Below are 16,543 nucleotides of genomic sequence, written 5' to 3'. Positions count from 1 at the left end.
AAATTTCACATTTCAAACTGGGAAGTTAAGGAGCGGCGCTACCGTAGGAACATGGGCCTTCATCTCGTGCCGTCATTCTGGCGCAGGCCGGAATCCAGTATTTGAAACCACACCGCTCGCCACCACCTGGATGCCGGTTTTCACCGGCATGACGGACTTGCGATTTGTGAATTGATTCGCTGATCCCGCTGAAGGCTTTCAAACGTTTTTAATCAACGAATAGAACAACACCAATTCACCATTTCTTCCTGCGGCGAAGTCGTGTGGCGTGCCTTTGGGGATGTGGCAGATGACGCCCGGCTTCATCGGGATGCGGTTGCCGTTGACGCGCAGGCGGCCGGTGCCTTTGATGACTTGGCAGACCACGTCTTTGTCATCGTGATTGATTTGTTTGCGATCTGAGTTCTTGGTCGGGCGAAAGGCGATCAGGCCGCTGGTGAATTGTTTTTCCTTGAAGCAGTCGGTGTAACGGATTTCTTCGTTGATTTTCTTAAGGCGCTTTAGCGCCGCGTTGAGGTTGATGATTTTCATTAGTTCTCGCGGTTCGCAAAGGCGGGCGACCGCCGGTCGCCCCTACAAGAATCCAATTCTTCTTTTGCGCTCTTTGCGCCTTTTGCGGTTAATTTCTTCTTATTCCGTCACCGCGGCTAGGATTTCTTTGATCGCTTGTTCCGCCAGATCATTGGGCACGCGGCTGGAGCCGACGACTTTGTGGCCGCCGCCGCCGTAATTTTTTAATAGCTCGCCGACGTTGACGTTCGAGGTTGGGTTGAAAATATTGTAGCCCACCGAGATCGACGTGGTATTTTCGCGCTGGCTGTCGCGGGCGATTTTGACTTGGATGTTGCCTTTAGGGAAGAGCGTAAAGACTAGGAAGCGGTTGCCGTCGGGGATTTCATTGACGCCGCGCAGGTCACAGTAGATGACGTTGCCTTTGTAGGTTGTCCTTTCAAGCAGCAGCTGGCGCAGCTTTTCCTGTTCGGCTTGTATGCGTTGGCAGCGCCGCTTGATGTCGGCATCGCTCATCACTTCTGCCAACGTTGCGTCGCGCAGTAGGTCGATCACTTTCAACCAGTACGGCTCGTCGCCGGCGTTGCGGCCGTCGGTGGTCATGGAGAGCAGGACGTAGCCCTGGGGATTGAGTACGTCTTGCTGTTCTAACTTTCCCGCGTCGACTCTGTCGACTTCGTGCATCAAGTGCTGCATGCGCGCCGTGCCGAGAAAGGACAGTATCTCATTCCCGGTGATCCGGTTGCTGCCAGTTTCAGCCGGAGGCTGATCAGCCTTTGGCTGAGCCTGTTGCCTATTGCCCAGTTCTTCATAATATTCGTAAACCACTCGCGCCGCGCTCGGCGCCAAGCGAAAGCCGCCTTTGCCGAGAACGATCGGCGTCTCGAAATTCGGCGTCGTGTTGGTGATGTGGTGATCGAACCAGAGCGTGCAGTTGGGATGGTAGGGCAGGTTGGTGATGATGTCGCCGCTGCGAATCTCGACCAAGCCATCCTGCATGAATTTGGGCTCGACGTAGAGATAGTCGTCGATCTTTTCGAACTTGGTGATGAGGGCACCGCAGACCAGGCCGTCGAAGTCGGCGCGGGTGACGAGTCTCATCGAATCACCTCGTCAACCGGCGTGAATGGAAGATTGAACGCATTGGCGACGCCTTCGTAGGTGATTTTACCGTTGAAGGTGTTGAGACCTTTGGCCAACGCATTGTTGCGCGCCAGCGCTTGCGGAAAGCCGCGATTGGCCAATTCCAATCCGTAAGTCAATGTTGAATTCGTCAAAGCATAGGTCGAGGTGTGCGGCACGATCGCCGGCATGTTGGTGACGCAGTAGTGGACAACCTTTTCTTCGACGTAGATTGGATTTCGATGAGTCGTCGGCCGGGATGTTTCGGCGCAGCCGCCTTGATCGATGGCGATATCGACAAAGGCCGCGCCGGCTTTCATTCGTTGCGCCAGAGCGCGTGAAATTAACTTCGGCGCTTGAGCGCCGGGGATTAGCACCGAACCGACGACTAGGTCGGCACCGACCACCGCTTCTTCGACGTTAGCGCGGTTCGACATTAAAGTTGTCACATGGCCGCCGAGGATGTCGTGCACGTAGCGTAGTTTATTCGGATTGACCTCGAGAATGCTAACGTGCGCGCCCATGCCGACGGCGACTTGGCAGGCGGCGGCGCCGGACATGCCGGCGCCGATGATGACGATATTAGCTGGGCGCACGCCGGAGGCTCCGCCGATTAAAATGCCGCGGCCGCCGTTTTCCGCCTGCAAGCACCAAGCGCCCACTTGAATCGACAAGCGGCCGGCGATTTCGCTCATCGGCGCGAGCAGCGGCAGCGAACCGTCGTCGAGCTGAATGGTTTCGTAGGCGACGGCGGTGACTTTACGATCGAGCAGCGCGCGAGTAACCGACTCGGCGGCCGCAAGATGGAGATAGGTGAAAAGAATCAGACCGGGGCGCAGCAAAGCAAACTCGGACTCCTGGGGCTCTTTGACCTTCATGATCATGTCGGCCTGATTCCAGACTTCTTTCGCCGTTGCGACGATGCTGGCGCCGGCTGCTTGATAAGCGGCGTCGCTCAAGCCGCTACCACTGCCGGCACCTTGTTGGATCAGAACTTTGTGATTGCGTGCGACGAAGCCGGCGACACCGGTGGGCGTCACTGCGACGCGATTTTCTTCGGTTTTGATTTCTTTCGGGACGCCGATGATCATGTCTCAAAGGCTACGCGATGGACGGGAGAAATGCAAAATGCAGAATCCAGAAGGCAGAATTCAGAATGCAGGAGTCAGAAGATTTAGCGGTTGAGCGACCAAATGAGAATTGCCCAACCGGCGAGGAACGCGAGACCGCCGATGGGCGTGATCGCGCCGAGCCAGCGCGCGTCGGTTGCGCATAGTAGGTAGAGACTGCCGGAGAAGATGACGATGCCGACAATGAAGCACCAGCCGGCGGAATTTAGGTTTGCTTCCGGCCATTTTGTTATCGCCCAAGCCACGGCGATCAAGCCGAAGGCGTGATACATTTGATAGCGCACGCCGACTTCGAAGATGTTGAGCATCTCGGGCGTTAATTTTGTCCGCAGCGAATGGGCGCCGAAGGCGCCCAGGGCGACGGCGATGAAAGCGGCGATGGCGCCGGCGCTGAAGAAGAAGCGGTCCATTTTAATAGTGCTCGTGTTTCGTGGTCGCAAGAGGGCAAGGCGCGCCTTGCCCCTACGGTTTTAAAGAAATTATGCAGACGCGCCGCGGTTTAGCGAGACGACCATCTCGCCTTTTTGGATGACGATCTGCCGATAATCCTTGCGTTGACTGAGCGCGTCGATCAATTTTACCAGCGGCTGGTTGGCGGTTAAATATTCTTTGGGCGCGCCGGCGGCTTTCATTTCTTCGATTTCTTTGACGTCGAGATTCCAGCGCAGTAAAAATTCCTCGTCGGAACAATTCTCGGCGTTCATTTTCTTGCGCAGCTCGGCGACCGACGGTTCGGGCGGCGGGCGTTCGGCCCATTCTTTGGCGCGCGGCCGGTCGAGGATTTTCGCTTTGACTTCCGGCGCCATCAGTTCGGCGCCTTCTTTGCCCCAGTAGCCGAGCGCGTATTGGATGATTTGATCGGTGACTTCTTTGTAGCGCTCGCCGACGATGACATTGATCGCCGCTTGGCTGCCGACGAACTGCGACAGCGGCGTGACCATGATCGGGTAGCCCAACTCGGCGCGCACCCGGATGGTTTCTTCGAGCGCTTGGTCGACTTTATTTTCTAGGCCGACTTTTTTGAGTTGAGAGCGCAGGTTGGAAATCATGCCGCCGGGAACTTGGTGTTGGTACTGGGCGTAGTCGTACTCCACCGGCGCGCCGATGGGAAAGCCTTCGCGCTTGGCGATGTAGGTGAAATGATCGGACACCGGCTTTAGCAATTCCTCATCGATGAGCGTCTGATAGCCCAGGGCGCGCAAATTCTTCGCGACATTGAACAGCGACGGATTGGACGAGCCGTCGGCCAGCGGCGGCAGCGCGGTGTTGACGATCTTGATGCCGAGCTTCACCGCTTCGAGACAGCAGAGCGGTCCCAACCCAGTCGTGCAGTGGGTGTGCAGTTCGACGGGAATGCCGTTGGCATTGGCGAAAACGATCGGCACCAGCGTGCGCACGCGCTCGGGCGTCAACAGACCGCCGGGATCTTTGAGGCAGAGGCGGTTTACTTTCAACGACGCCGCTTGGCGCGTGCGCTCGGCGAAGTATTCGTCGGTATGTTTCGGCGAGACCGAATAAATAATATTCAGCACCGGATTGATGCCGACGGCGCGGGAGACTTTAGTCTTCCACTCCCAGCCTTCAAGTTCGTTCCATTCTTCCGAGATGCGCGCTTCGCGAATGCCGTTGGCCGCCATGCGCTCCATGAATAAACCGTACATCGAACGCGGCGTGACATCGAAGGCGCTGAAGCGGCCGGCGTTCAATCGCAGCGGCGTGTTCTTGATCCGCTGGCTCAACAGCTTGACCCGCGCCCATGGATCTTCTTTCAACTCGCGCACGCATTTTTTCAAATGCGAACTCGAAATCAATTCAATGGCGTCGAAGCCGGCGCGATCCATCGCTTCGGCGACCGGCAACATCATGCCCGTGGTCATGCTCTCCGCCCACAGGCTTTGATGGCCGTCGCGGATGGTGGTGTCGACGAAGCGGATGGCGTCAGTGGTCATGATAATGGTTGGAGTAATGGAGTACTGGAGTGGTGGAGTGGTGGAGTAATGGGTTTTCAAATTTTCCGAACCCATCACTCCAAGTCTTCACAGGGTTATTCCGAAGAACTTCACCGCGTTGTCCAACATGATCTTCTTGCGGATCTCGGGTTTCATGTTGACTTGGCCGAACTCTTCGAGCCAGCGCTCGACGCCGATGGCGGGCCAGTCGGAGCCGAACATGGCTTTGTCTTGCAACAGCGTGTTGATGTTGTGCAGCAGTTCCGCCGGGAAATATTTCGGCGCCCAGCCGGACAGATCGATGTAGTAATTACCTTTGTGGCGGGCGACGGCCAAGCTCTCCGCGGTCCAGGGCCAGGTCGGATGGGCGCTGATGATTTTCAGTTCGGGAAAGTCGGCGGCGACTTCGTCGACGTGGATCGGCTGGCTGTATTTTAATTTAATTCCCATGCCGCCCGGTGTGCCGGCGCCGGCCGCGGCCATGCCGCCGTGGAACAGGATCGGCATATTCAATTTAGCGCACTGCTCCCAGATTGGATAAAAGCGCGGGTCATTAGGATAAAAATGCTGGCGCGCCGGATTGAGCTCGCCCATGCCGCAAAGGCCGATGTCTTTACAGCGTTTGACTTCATCGAGCGCCAATTTTCCGGTCCAGGGGTCGATGGCACCGAAGGCCAAGAAAACATCGGGATGTTTTTTTACCGCGCTGGCGACATGGTCGTTGGGAACCGGAGTGAGACCGGTAATCGTCTCGTCGCGGGTGTTCATGATGACCGCCATCATTTTACGGGCGCGGTATTGGTCGGCCATCTCGTCGATGGACACCGGCGGCCGTTCGCGGCCGAAATACTTGGCCATCTGCGCCGTGCGGTCGCCTTTCGCCTTCTGCGTGGTTTCGTCGGATAGATGCACGTGAACGTCGATTGCAACGATATCTTTTGCCATGGTCTAGTGCCTCCTGGTTTGGTTTCTATTCTTATTGCACTGGCGTGGTTGAGTTTCAACCGAGACGTGGAGTGTTTTGGGTTTCAGGTTTCGCGATCGACTGGACAACTCGTAACTCGAAACCCGGAACTCGAAACTAGCGCGCCGATTCGGCGCGCTTCTCCAACGTCACGGAAAAATTCGCCGTCTGCACATGAATCTGCCGGTTCTTGGTGCGCTTCGACAGTTCCTGCAGCAGATTCACCAGGGGCTGTTCGGAATTCAAATATTCCAGTGGCCGTTTGTTGGCTCGCATGAAATCGATATCCTCTTTGCCGATGATCCAGCGCAAGAGCAACTCTTCGTCGGAAGTGCCTTCGGCGCCGATGTTGCGGCGAATCTCGTCGGGCGTCGGTTCGTCCGGCGTCCACTTGGCCCATTCCTTAGCGCGCGGTCGGTCAAGGATCTTGTCTTTCACCGTTGGGTCCATGTCCTGGGCGCCTTCAGCGCCGGCGTGGCCGAGAGCGAACTTGATAATCTGATCGGTGACTTCTTTGTAGCGCTCGCCGACGATCACGTTGATCGCCGCTTGGCTGCCGATGAATTGCGATAGCGGCGTGACCATGATCGGGTAACCGAACTCGGCGCGCACTTTGATCGCTTCTTCGAGCGCCGCGGGAAACTTGTCTTCCAAACCGACCTTGCGCAGTTGAAAGCGCAGATTCGACAGCATGCCGCCGGGAACTTGGTGTTGGTATTGCGAGTAGTCGTATTCCACCGGCGCGCCGATGGTGAAGCCTTCGCGCTTGGCGATGGCGGTGAAGTGGCGCGACACCGGCTGTAAGATTTCCTCGTCGATGTCGGTTTGGTAACCCAGCGCGCGGGCGTTTTTCGCGACGTTGAATAGCGAAGGATTCGATGTGTCGTCGGCCAGCGGCGGCAATGCCGTGTTGAACGAGCGAATCCCCAGCTCCATGCCTTTGATGCAGCACAGCGGGCCGAGACCGGTGGTGCAGTGGGTGTGCAGCTCGACGGGAATCCCGTTGGCATTTTTGTAAATCACCGGCACCAAGGTGTCCATGCGCTCCGGCGTCAGCAACCCGCCCGGATCTTTCAAGCAAAGCCGATAGGGATGGAGCGACGCGGCTTGGCGGGTGCGTAGGGCGAAATACTCGTCGCTATGTTTGGGCGAGACCGAATAGATCAAATTTAAGATCGACTTCATGCCGACGCGATGGCATTCGCCGACGCGAAACTTCCAGCCTTCGTAGTCGTTCCATTCATCCGAGATGCGCGCTTCCTTGATGCCGTTGGCGAACATGCGCTCGACAAACAACCGGTACATGGACGGCGGATTGTATTCAAAAGTATTGACCCGCCCGGCGATCAAACGCAGCGGCGTCTTGGTGATCAGCTTCGAAACGAGGCGCACCCGCTCCCAAGGATCTTCTTTCAAGTCGCGCACGCATTTCTTCAAGTGCGAGCCGGAAATCAGCTCGATGCCTTCAAATCCAGCGTCGTCCAAGTTTTTGGCGATGGGCAACATCATGCCGGTGGTCATGTTCTCCGCCCACAAGCTCTGATGGCCGTCGCGGATCGTGGTGTCGACAAATTTAATAGTTTCCATGGTGCCTCCGGGGAATCTCAAATCTTAGATCTCATAACATGAAGGGAGAATGAATTCATGATCCTTCAGCGGATTTTCTCCAGATAGCCTCACTTAGCTGTTGAAATGACTTATAGCCTATTAGGTCGTTTGACAGATTTAGGTCTATAATGAATAAATCATAGTGTTTATCGAAGGAGTCGGAAAATGGCGATCAAGCCGATGATACTTAGGGAATATGAAAAGTTACCGCTTCATGCTCGACGTGAAGTCGTACGCTTTGTCGAACAGCTAAGAAAGTCGTGTTCTAAGGCTAAACCACCTGCTCACAACGGCAAAATGCACGCGAAGAGCCAAATAGCGGCGATCAAGAAATGGGCGGGTAAGATTTCGTGCGAAGGTTTCACAGGCCGGGATCACGACAAAATTCTTTATGGGGATGAGCGGTGATCTTCGTCGACACCGGTGCATGGTTCGCTTTGGCAGTGCGAAACGACCCCGATCATGGAGCAGCGTTGGCGTGGCTACGCGTGAACCGAGAAGCGCTCGTTACGAGCGATTATGTTCTGGCTGAAACCGCGACTTTGCTCCGCGTGCGCGACAAAACGTCACGCGGGCATCGGGTAGCTGTTGGCGTTGCGACTTCGTTGTATCGTCGGGAGTCTGCTTTCTTAGAAAAAAATACCGACGGCGATATCGCTGCCGGCCTCAATATATTCCGCAAGTTTTCCGATCATTCATTTAGTTTCGTAGACTGTACGAGCTTTGCCCACGCGCAGCGATTGGGTATTTCCGAGGCTTTCGCTTTCGACCGTCATTTTGAACACTATCCTGGTCTGCGGCGAGTGCCGGAGACTTTGTGAAATGAAGGAGATTCGGATGGGTGTCGTGAAAAGTACGATCATGGCGAAGAACTCCGGCGCGTCGTTTGAAGTGAAGAAGGGGCAGCGGCTGCAGATCGCTGGTCGAAGCATCGTCGATTTCGTCGCGTTCAATCTGCACGACTTGACGGAACGCTTCGATCAGGCGCGGACCAAGACCAATCAGGTGAAGATTTTTATCAGTACCGGCGATGTTCTCTATTCGAAAAGAAACAACCCGATGATGACCATCGTCGCGGATACGTTCACCGAGGGCCGGCACGACTTGCAAAAGGGCATGTGCAGCCGCAAGCGTTTCGAAATGGTCGCCCAGGGACAATCGAAGCGCGTGTTCGCCGAAGGCGTCGATATCAATCCCAAGAAGGCCGAAGAAATCCCCGATCATGGCTGTTGGGAAAATCTGAGCGGCGCCGTGGCACCCTGGAAGATCGCGCCGGACGACGTGCCGAGCCCGTTCAATATTTTTCAGTGCATGCGCATCGATCCGGATACCGGCATCATGTACGACACGATGATCCGGCCCAAGGACGAAGCGTATGTCGACTTTCGCGCCGAGATGGATTTGCTCGTCGCCGCCAGTGCTTGTCCGGAGTCGGGGCGCGGGCAGGCGATACGGGTGGTAGTGTACGATGGGTAGGAGAGATTTCTCCCTTCGGTCGAAATGACAATCCTTGTGAGATCTGTTTATATCTGTCATTCCGACGGAGCCTAGCGACGAGGAATCTCGTGTCCGTAGCAGTCGAGTGAACTATGGCAGGAACATCTTTTATTTTTAACAATCCGCATGTCGAGAGGGTGATTTCGGGGCCGGGGGCGTTGGGCGAGTTGGGCGAGGAAGTCGAACGGCTCGGCGGCACGCGGGCGCTGGTGTTAATATCGCCGTCGGTGGCGAAGACTTTTCTTTTGGACAAAGTAAAAACCGCCCTCGGAAGTAAGTGCGCTGCTGTTTTCGATCAGGTGAAGCCGCATTCGCCGACGGAGTCGATTGAGCAGGCGGTTGTCCTGGCGCGGGATGCGAAGATCGATATCTTAGTCAGTGTCGGCGGCGGTAGCGCCATTGACACCGGCAAGGGCGTGGCTGCGCTGTTGGCCGAGGGCGGATCGTTGCCGCGTTTCGGTGTGCGCTTCACGCCGCCCAATAAAAAAGAAGTGCCGCCCATGCCGGCGCTGAAGATTCCCCATATCGCGATTCCAACAACGCTCTCTGGCGGCGAATACAGTTACTCCGCCGGCATTACCGAAGGCGGCAAGAAATTCATTGTCGCCGATCCCAAGCTGGCGCCAAAGGTCGTGCTGCTCGATCCCGAAGCGGCAGCCACCGCGCCGAGCCGTTTGCTGGCGGCGTCGGGGATGAATTCATTAGCGCATTGCGTCGAAGCGGTTTACTCGACAGAGACGCAGCCATTGACGGAAGCCTATTGTCTTACCGGCATCGGTTTGATCGCGCGCTACTTGCCGCGGGCGGTAGCGGACTCGACCGATCTCGAAGCGCTTAGCAATGTCCAAGTGGCGGCGTGTTTGTCGGGCATGGGCGTTTATAGCGCCTGGACCGGCATTCACCACGCCATCGTCCATGTCATCGGCGGCCGCTACAAAGCGCCGCACGCGGAGATCCACGCTCTGATGCTGCCCTACGGCATGCGCTGGAATCTCGATGTGGCCGAGCGCCATTACCTGCGCATGGCGCGGGAGATCGGCATCGAAGCGGCGAACGAAAAAGAATTGGCCGCGGCGGTTCCTGAATATGTTTACGGCATGAATCAGAAAATGGGCTTGCCGCTCAAGCTGCGCGATCTCGGCGTGCCGCGCGACGGTTTGAAGCAGTTGTCAGTGGATACATTGGGCGATTACAGCATTCACACCAATCCCAAGCCGGTGCGCAGTGCGGAACAGGTGCTGGAGGTGTTGGAGGCGGCCTGGTGATCGTAAGGGGTTTGTTTTTATCTCCCGTAAAGGCGCAAAGGCGCTAAGTTTCGGAAAATCAATTCCGATTCTGAATCGTAGGGGCGACCGGCGGTCGCCCGTCCGAAAGTTCTCTCGCCCCTTGCGGGAGAGAGTTAGAGTGAGGGGAATTCAATCGACCACCTTCACCTCTGTCCTCTCCCGTCGAGGGAGACGAGGTTAGCACGTCGCGAAGTCAACATTGTCGTCCTCTGAATGGCCAATCTGTATATTATGACTCCCCAAGAAGCGTTCAAGCTCGTCAATCAGTTCGCCGACGATGTCGAGATCGACAATCTGCTTGTCGATCTTCTTCGCGCGCCGTCGCCGCAGACGGAACTTCAAGAAGCCGATCCCAAACTGAAAAAATTCGTCGCTGAATACGTCGCACCACGGTTGGAAGCGCTGACGGGAAGCGCGGCAACGCTCGACGGCATGGGCAATTTGGTCTGGCAGTGTGGTGCAAATACCGGCGCGCCGGGCTTGCTGTTCATGGGTTACGCGATGACGTTTCCGGCGGGTGGGATGAAAGAGCCGTTCTCCGGCGAAATTGTCGATGGTGCGCCTTTTGGCATTGCCGGCAATTGCGCCATGGGCCGTGGCGCTTGCGAGCAGAAGGGCGCGTTGGCGGCGATGATGTATGCAAGTGCGATTGTTGCTCGGTCGAAGAGCAATCTGCGCGCGCCGCTGTATCTAGCCGTTAGCTTGGCCGGTGAGACCGGCCGTCATGACGCTGCCAAGTTCATTCTCGAAAATAATCCGATCGCGGCCAAGGCCGGCATTGTCGGTCTAGGAACAACGAATCGTATTTGCCTCGGCAACAAAGGCCGAATCGATGTCGAGATCACCGTGCGCGGCAAGTCGGCGCATAGCAGCATGCCGCGGGACGGCATCAACGCCGTCGACGGCGCGCGTAAAGTGTTGGAGCGGCTCGATCGCCTTTCGCTCGGTGGTGAGCATACTGGCCTCGGCAAAGCTACGCTGACAGTGACGCAAATAAAAAGCGCGCCGGAGATTAGCCACACGGTGCCGGATACTTGTCGAATAACTCTCGACCGCCGGCTGCTGCCGGGTGATGATCCAGATGTCGCGTTGGAAGAAATTCGAAATGCGCTAGCCAATCTGTCGCCGTGGTCTATTGAAGTCACAGGCGGCGCGTTTATGTTTCCGTCTGAAGTTAGCGGCGATTGCGCTCTTGCAGCAGCCGTGGGCAGCGCGTGTCGCGCGTTTAACGGACAAGCCGGCGAAGTATTTTATTCACCAGCGGCGTTGGATGCGGGCTATCTCAATCGTCGCGCTATCGAGACGATCATGTTTGGACCGGGCGATCTGCGCTTCGCCCACACCGATCAGGAAGTTGTGTCGTTGCAGGAAGTCCGCGCCGCCGCGCGGATCTATGCGGCGACGGCGTTAGAAGTTCTAGCGTAGCTAATAGGGCATTCGCACAGCAGGCTGCTAACGTTCCGGTTCACGCGCGGGCGTAGCCGGTCGCGCGGAACCGGTTGTTAGGCGGCATTGCTGCAACCCGCTGGTTTATGGATACGCTCTGCAGAGGCCGGGTACTTGGCAAGTTTGTTCGCTGGGCGGCGAGGACGAGGTAGTAGCTCTCCCCCGCAGTTAGGGCATTTGCCACCAAGAATGGAATCGGCGCACGACACGCAGAATGTGCACTCGAATGAACAGATTCGTGCTGCCGTGGATTGCGGTGGAAGATCTTTGTTGCAGCACTCACAGTTTGGACGTAACTGAAGCATGGCTTTCTCCTTGAATTAAGTGAAGGCTAACTACAAATATACGGAGCCGCTTTTGTAGATATTAATGTTTGCAAATGCTGCTGGCAATTTAGCGGCCACTGCTTCAGACCGATTATCAGTCGTCGTGATTAACGGCTGGGGTCAGTTGGTAGGGGGAACATCCTGATGTTGCCTTCCGAAAAGGGTCCTCCCCTACAATCGATTTCAAAACCTACGCCGAAATCTCGAACGTCAGCAGTTGCCTTGCCGCCTTATGATACGCCTCGGCTACCGCCGCTTCCGTCTTTTCCGCGGGCGGCGCGACGATGCGTGCGCGGGCGGAGACTGTTAGCGGGCTGATGTCCCAGGGATATGGGTCGAAGATCACCGAGCCTTTGCCATTCGGTTTGATTGTGAGTGTGACCGATTCGTCGCTGTCGTAGGAAACCCGCACAGGAGCGATTTTGTATTCTTTGAATTCGTTTTCGTTGGCGTAGCCGTCGCAACAAAAGTAGAGCGACAGCAGGTCGAAGACTTGCAGGGCCATGTAGTTGTAGGACAATTCATTCTCAAAGCCGGGTTCCAATTCCGCCAGCTTGCGTTTGATCTCAGCTTGTTGGCTTTCCAGCTTGATCTTGGCGTCCTTGACCGCGGCGCTGCGCTCGCGCAGGTTGCCCGCCGGCGCGGTGAAAATATTATATCGATTGTGCCACAGGCCGGTGCGGTGCATGGAGACGATCAAAGCCGCGTAGGGATTTTGCGCGTGCAGCCATTCGACGTTTTTGTTGTACGCTTTGAGTTCGATCGCTTCGAAGTTGGGAACTTCTTCGCGGTGCGCGTAGGGGCGGCCTTTGGCGACGTTCATCGGCGGGTTGCCTTCGAATTCGCGGTAGCCGCTGTCGTGATAGGTGGTGGCGAACACCATCGTTTCATAGGGACGGAGTTTGGAAAAACGCGCGTTGCCCCAGTGGGCGGCGAACTGCGCCGCTAGTTCGGCGTGGTCTTCTTGTAGGCTGACATAGGAACGACCGTCTTTGAGTTCTCGGATAACCATGGTTTCCTCCTTGGCTGAGCCCTCACCCTTACCATCTCCCAAAGGGAGAGTGAATCGGAGCGTGGGATGTGACTAATTCTCGCTCATAAGTAGTTCCGTTCGGCGACAAAAGCAAAAGGCTTTTTTCTACAGCGGGGTGGGGATATCGATCACTTTCAAATTGCCCGCGAGTTCGATCAAGCCGTTCCAAGTGCCTTCTTCAATCTCGACACCATGTTTCCGGTTCGCCGCTTCTCTGCGCCGGCCAGATTCGCCGGGCAAGAGGATTTCACTGAAGCCCGGCGCGCATTTTGTCGACTTAATAAACGCGATGAGTTCGTCGACTTTGTCGTAGAACGTTTCTAGTTTTTGAAACTCTTCGACGGCGACGGCTTGGAGAAAAAGTCCGTTGACGCCATGGCCGCGGTTGTCCCAGTAAAGTTTTCCCATGCCGTTGCCGGACAATAGGCCGCCGAGAATTTCGGTGATCAAGGCGACGCCGGAACCTTTGTGGCCGCCGAAGGCGGTGAACACGCCGCGCGGCGGACCTCGAAAGGCGTTGAAGTCAGTGGTCGGAGAGCCATGGCCGTCGAGCATGACGCCCTCGGGAATTTTTTCTTTGCCGCGCACGCGCTTTTGAATCTCGCCCATGCTCATGGAGGCGGTGGCCAAGTCGAGAATGATTTGCTTGCCGCCGCGCGCCGGGATGCCAAAGGCGATGGGGTTGGTGCCGGTGACCGGTTCCATGCCGCCGTAGAGCGCGGTGACGGCCGAGCCGACGCTGGCGGCGGCCATGCCGATCATGCCTTGGTCGGCGGCCATCTCCATGTAGTCGGCGAGCCGACCGGTGTGGCCGGCGCGGCGCAAGCAGACGATGCCGGCGCCGTGTTCTTTGGCTTTCTCGATCGCCAGCTCCATGGCGAAATGAGCCGCCACTTGGCCGATGTAATGTTTGCCGTCGACGACAGCCGTGATCTTTCCTTGGCGTTCGATGGCCGGCAGGTCTTTGATCTGGTAGGTGCCGTCCTTGATCCAATTCAAATAGGGCTTGACGCGGATCACGCCATGGCCGGGGTAACCGCGCAGCTCGCCGCGTACCAGCAGTTGGGCGACCAGCTCGGCGTCGTCGCGCGCCATGCCGCCGAGTGAAAGTAGTTGGTTGCAGAATGTGAGTAATTGTCGGTGATCGATTCTGGGCACTGATGATTCCTACTCTGAAGAAAAGGCGTTACTCACCACGAAGGACACGAAGTTCACGAAGTTTAAGAAGAACAATTTCCGAACCTTCGTGAACTTCGTGTCCTTCGTGGTGAAAATAATCTTCGTTTTCTCTCTACTGTTTCACTGCTGGGAAATATTTTCCTAGCCATTCATGGACGATGTTGGTTAGGCGCGGGTTTTCTTCGTTGAAGGTGAAGTGGTCCACGTCTGATAACAGATGCAGTTCCGCCGGTTGGCGGGCTTTCTTGAACATTTCGATCGACTCATAAGTCGGCGTCACCGAGTCGTTGGCGCTGTGCAGCAGCAGCAGCGGGCGCGGCGAGATGTTGCCAACCTGATCGTCGGCGCGGAAATCGTTCATGCTCTGGGCGGTCTCGGCGGGGAATTCCATGATCGAACCATGGCTCATGCGGTTACGTAGTTTGTCGGGGATCGGCACGATGTCATAGCGGGGCACCATGAGCGACTTGCCGGTTTGCTCGCGGTGGCGCTTGCCTTCTTCGAGCATGGCGGTGAACTTGGCCCACTTCTCCGCGCCCGGATGTTGGCCGCGGAATTTTCTCTCGCCGTCGCCCCAACCGCCGCAGGAGATCACCGCCGCTACGCGCTTATCGGCGCCGCCGGTAAACACGGCGACAGCGGCGCCGAAGCTGCTGCCGATCAGCGCGATACGCTGCGGATCGACCTCGGGCCGGGTCGCCATGTACGAAATCGCGTTGCGCGTGTCGGCGACTTGATCGAGACAGATGATTCGGCCGCGTTCGCCTTCGCTGTCGCCGCAGCCGCGGAAATCGACGCGCAGGGAGACGTAACCCCATTTGGCCATTTGTTTGCCGACGACCTTTTGCCCTTGGCCGTCTTTATTGCCGCCAAAACCATGCAGCATGATAAAGGCCGGCCGGCGCTCGCCGGCTTTGTAGTCTTCCGGAATGTCGACCAGACCGGCAAGCTTGAGGCCGTCCGAATGAAAAGTTGTTTTTTCTTCCATGATGTTTCCTCCTGAATTGAGAAGATGGGCGCAATGAATTGCGCCCCTACCATTGAATCAATCTGTCGATTACCCCCACGGGCCCAGGAACGGTTCGCCGGCGTAGGCATTCGCATTGACATCCAGCGTTGCTGGCCAGTCGGTGATGGTTTTCGGCGCGCGCAAATCTTTCGGTTTAACTTTGCCGTTCCAGCCGATCTGTTCCATGGCACAGTAAAGCTGAATGCAGTGACCGTCGGGATCGAACACGTAGGCGGCGTGGTCGATTCCGGGATGGAGTTCCAGCGGCAGCGCGTCGTTGATTTCGCAGCCTTGCGCTTGAAAAAATTTCACGGCGTCTTTGAGCTGGCGATAGTTGGCGAGCTGCAAGCCCAGGGCGGCGCATTTGGTGTGGCGGCTCAACCCCAATGCTTCGCGCAGCGCGGTGGGAAAGAGCGCCAGGGAGTGATGTTCGGTGTTGCATCTAAAAAATAAACAGCGCTGGCCTTGGTAATTTATTTCTTCACTCAACGTAAACCCCATGCGTTGGCGATAAAAATTCTCGGCGATCTGCATGTCATCGGCAAATAGATAAACCGGAGCGAGCCGGACGATCTTGAACGGCCGCGCGAGCAAGATGCCGTCGACATCCTAGGTCGCCGGCAAATCGTCGACGTGGCGATAGCCGCTCGTGGGATCGATGCCTTTGGCTTTTGCCTGTTCGACTTCTTGGTACTCGGAGATTTGCGGCAGCTCCGGCGGTTTGTCGAAGCCGCGATCGTACATGCTGCGCGGTTTGCTGTGGCCGTTCCAGCCGATCTGTTCGATGCCGTAATAAAGTTCGTTGCTATGGCCGTCGGGATCGTAAAGATAAGTATGCCAATTGGACCCTGGCATGTCGCGGCCGGAGCGCTGCTGCTTGATGTTGTTGTCGTTGAACCATTGGATGGCGCTGCCGACTTAGCGCATGCTGCCAACCTGCCAGGTGATTTGATTGATGGTGACGCCCGGTTTTTCGCTGCGGCCCAGCGCGTCGCGCACGCGTTTGGGAAACAGCACCATGGCATGATGATCGCCGCCGTAGCGGGTAAAATAGCCGTTGGGATCGCCGAGGCCGGCGACTTGCTCGGGGCTCGTGGCGCGCTTGGAGTAATCCATTACATCGGAAATCTTGAAGCCGAGTAGATCGGTGTAAAAACGGCGGCCCGCTTCCATATTCGCCATGTTAAAGCCGAAGTGGCCGAGACGGCGAATCTTGAACGGCTGATCGAGCAAGACGCCGCCGACGTTGAACTTCTCTGCAGACATTGCGCACCTCCAAAATGCGTTCGGCTCTCTATACAATCTTTTGCCGAGGCTGACAACGTGACATGGAATTTTTGTTGTAGCAAAGTGATTATGTCAGGGGTTAACGGCAACGTAATTATGTCAGGGTGGAAGGATGACAACCCTGACAATGAAAGACGAGAAACGACTAGACGTAATTCAACGAGTATATCGCAGCGAGATCACCGTGGTTGAGGCCG

Annotated in this window: 19 protein-coding genes; 5 read left to right on the top strand and 14 right to left on the bottom strand. The window is 56.5% G+C overall.

The genetic code is table 11. From position 1 onward, the window contains the following. Positions 1-198: 198 nt before the first annotated feature. The 7 genes from EXR70_14745 to EXR70_14715 all read right to left on the bottom strand — a co-directional run bounded on the left by EXR70_14745 (position 199) and on the right by EXR70_14715 (position 7,262). Positions 199-531, bottom strand: a complete 333-nt coding sequence (locus tag EXR70_14745; protein ID MSP39743.1) for a cupin domain-containing protein — start codon at positions 529-531, stop codon at positions 199-201. Between the two features lie 99 nt (positions 532-630). Beyond that, positions 631-1,611: a hypothetical protein gene (locus EXR70_14740; protein ID MSP39742.1), complete on the bottom strand. Its 981-nt coding sequence runs from the start codon at positions 1,609-1,611 to the stop codon at positions 631-633. After that, entirely contained in the window at positions 1,608-2,723 is a 1,116-nt protein-coding gene (gene ald, locus EXR70_14735; protein MSP39741.1) for an alanine dehydrogenase, read from the bottom strand. The genes EXR70_14740 and ald overlap by 4 nt, the downstream gene beginning before the upstream one ends. An 83-nt stretch (positions 2,724-2,806) precedes the next feature. Next, positions 2,807-3,172, bottom strand: coding sequence for a DUF423 domain-containing protein (locus tag EXR70_14730; protein ID MSP39740.1), 366 nt, complete (start codon positions 3,170-3,172; stop codon positions 2,807-2,809). A gap of 69 nt (positions 3,173-3,241) precedes the next feature. After that, the gene (locus EXR70_14725) at positions 3,242-4,786 is read right to left on the bottom strand and encodes a biotin carboxyl carrier protein (protein MSP39739.1); all 1,545 of its coding nucleotides are present in this window, start codon (positions 4,784-4,786) and stop codon (positions 3,242-3,244) included. Between the two features lie 12 nt (positions 4,787-4,798). After that, a complete protein-coding gene (locus EXR70_14720) occupies positions 4,799-5,656 on the bottom strand; it encodes an amidohydrolase (protein MSP39738.1) in 858 nt (285 codons plus the stop codon). Between the two features lie 136 nt (positions 5,657-5,792). Then, positions 5,793-7,262 carry a biotin carboxyl carrier protein gene (locus EXR70_14715; GenBank protein ID MSP39737.1) on the bottom strand — a complete coding sequence of 490 codons (1,470 nt, stop codon included), beginning with the start codon at positions 7,260-7,262 and terminating at the stop codon, positions 5,793-5,795. Positions 7,263-7,448: 186 nt separating this feature from the next. Between EXR70_14715 and EXR70_14710 the strand changes: the two genes are divergently transcribed. From EXR70_14710 to EXR70_14690, 5 genes are all read left to right on the top strand, one after another. Beyond that, entirely contained in the window at positions 7,449-7,691 is a 243-nt protein-coding gene (locus tag EXR70_14710) for a hypothetical protein (protein MSP39736.1), read from the top strand. Beyond that, positions 7,688-8,104, top strand: a complete 417-nt coding sequence (locus EXR70_14705) for a PIN domain-containing protein (GenBank protein MSP39735.1) — start codon at positions 7,688-7,690, stop codon at positions 8,102-8,104. The genes EXR70_14710 and EXR70_14705 overlap by 4 nt, the downstream gene beginning before the upstream one ends. 1 nt (position 8,105) lies before the next feature. Beyond that, positions 8,106-8,759, top strand: a complete 654-nt coding sequence (locus EXR70_14700; protein ID MSP39734.1) for an urea carboxylase-associated family protein — start codon at positions 8,106-8,108, stop codon at positions 8,757-8,759. A gap of 113 nt (positions 8,760-8,872) precedes the next feature. After that, a complete protein-coding gene (locus tag EXR70_14695; protein ID MSP39733.1) occupies positions 8,873-10,045 on the top strand; it encodes an iron-containing alcohol dehydrogenase in 1,173 nt (390 codons plus the stop codon). A gap of 234 nt (positions 10,046-10,279) precedes the next feature. Then, positions 10,280-11,491, top strand: coding sequence for a M20 family peptidase (locus EXR70_14690; GenBank protein MSP39732.1), 1,212 nt, complete (start codon positions 10,280-10,282; stop codon positions 11,489-11,491). Positions 11,492-11,568: 77 nt separating this feature from the next. Here the strand turns inward: EXR70_14690 and EXR70_14685 are convergent, their stop codons facing one another. The 7 genes from EXR70_14685 to EXR70_14655 all read right to left on the bottom strand — a co-directional run bounded on the left by EXR70_14685 (position 11,569) and on the right by EXR70_14655 (position 16,325). Further along, positions 11,569-11,817, bottom strand: a complete 249-nt coding sequence (locus EXR70_14685) for a DUF1272 domain-containing protein (protein MSP39731.1) — start codon at positions 11,815-11,817, stop codon at positions 11,569-11,571. 211 nt (positions 11,818-12,028) lie between these two features. Then, the gene (locus tag EXR70_14680; protein MSP39730.1) at positions 12,029-12,850 is read right to left on the bottom strand and encodes a DUF3891 family protein; all 822 of its coding nucleotides are present in this window, start codon (positions 12,848-12,850) and stop codon (positions 12,029-12,031) included. Between the two features lie 126 nt (positions 12,851-12,976). Then, entirely contained in the window at positions 12,977-14,029 is a 1,053-nt protein-coding gene (locus EXR70_14675; protein ID MSP39729.1) for an Ldh family oxidoreductase, read from the bottom strand. Between the two features lie 133 nt (positions 14,030-14,162). Beyond that, a complete protein-coding gene (locus EXR70_14670) occupies positions 14,163-15,038 on the bottom strand; it encodes an alpha/beta hydrolase (protein ID MSP39728.1) in 876 nt (291 codons plus the stop codon). Positions 15,039-15,107: 69 nt separating this feature from the next. Continuing rightward, on the bottom strand, positions 15,108-15,653 hold the full coding sequence (locus EXR70_14665) for a VOC family protein (protein MSP39727.1): 546 nt from the start codon (positions 15,651-15,653) through the stop codon (positions 15,108-15,110). 15 nt (positions 15,654-15,668) lie between these two features. Continuing rightward, positions 15,669-15,914, bottom strand: a complete 246-nt coding sequence (locus EXR70_14660; GenBank protein MSP39726.1) for a hypothetical protein — start codon at positions 15,912-15,914, stop codon at positions 15,669-15,671. A 63-nt stretch (positions 15,915-15,977) separates the two neighbouring features. Beyond that, positions 15,978-16,325, bottom strand: a complete 348-nt coding sequence (locus EXR70_14655; GenBank protein ID MSP39725.1) for a hypothetical protein — start codon at positions 16,323-16,325, stop codon at positions 15,978-15,980. Positions 16,326-16,543: the final 218 nt, after the last annotated feature.

This window comes from Deltaproteobacteria bacterium (assembly GCA_009692615.1).
Taxonomy (GTDB): domain Bacteria; phylum Desulfobacterota; class Binatia; order UBA9968; family UBA9968; genus DP-20.
The sequence above is the reverse complement of the archived record's forward strand: the minus strand, read 5'-3'. Positions and strand labels throughout refer to the sequence as shown.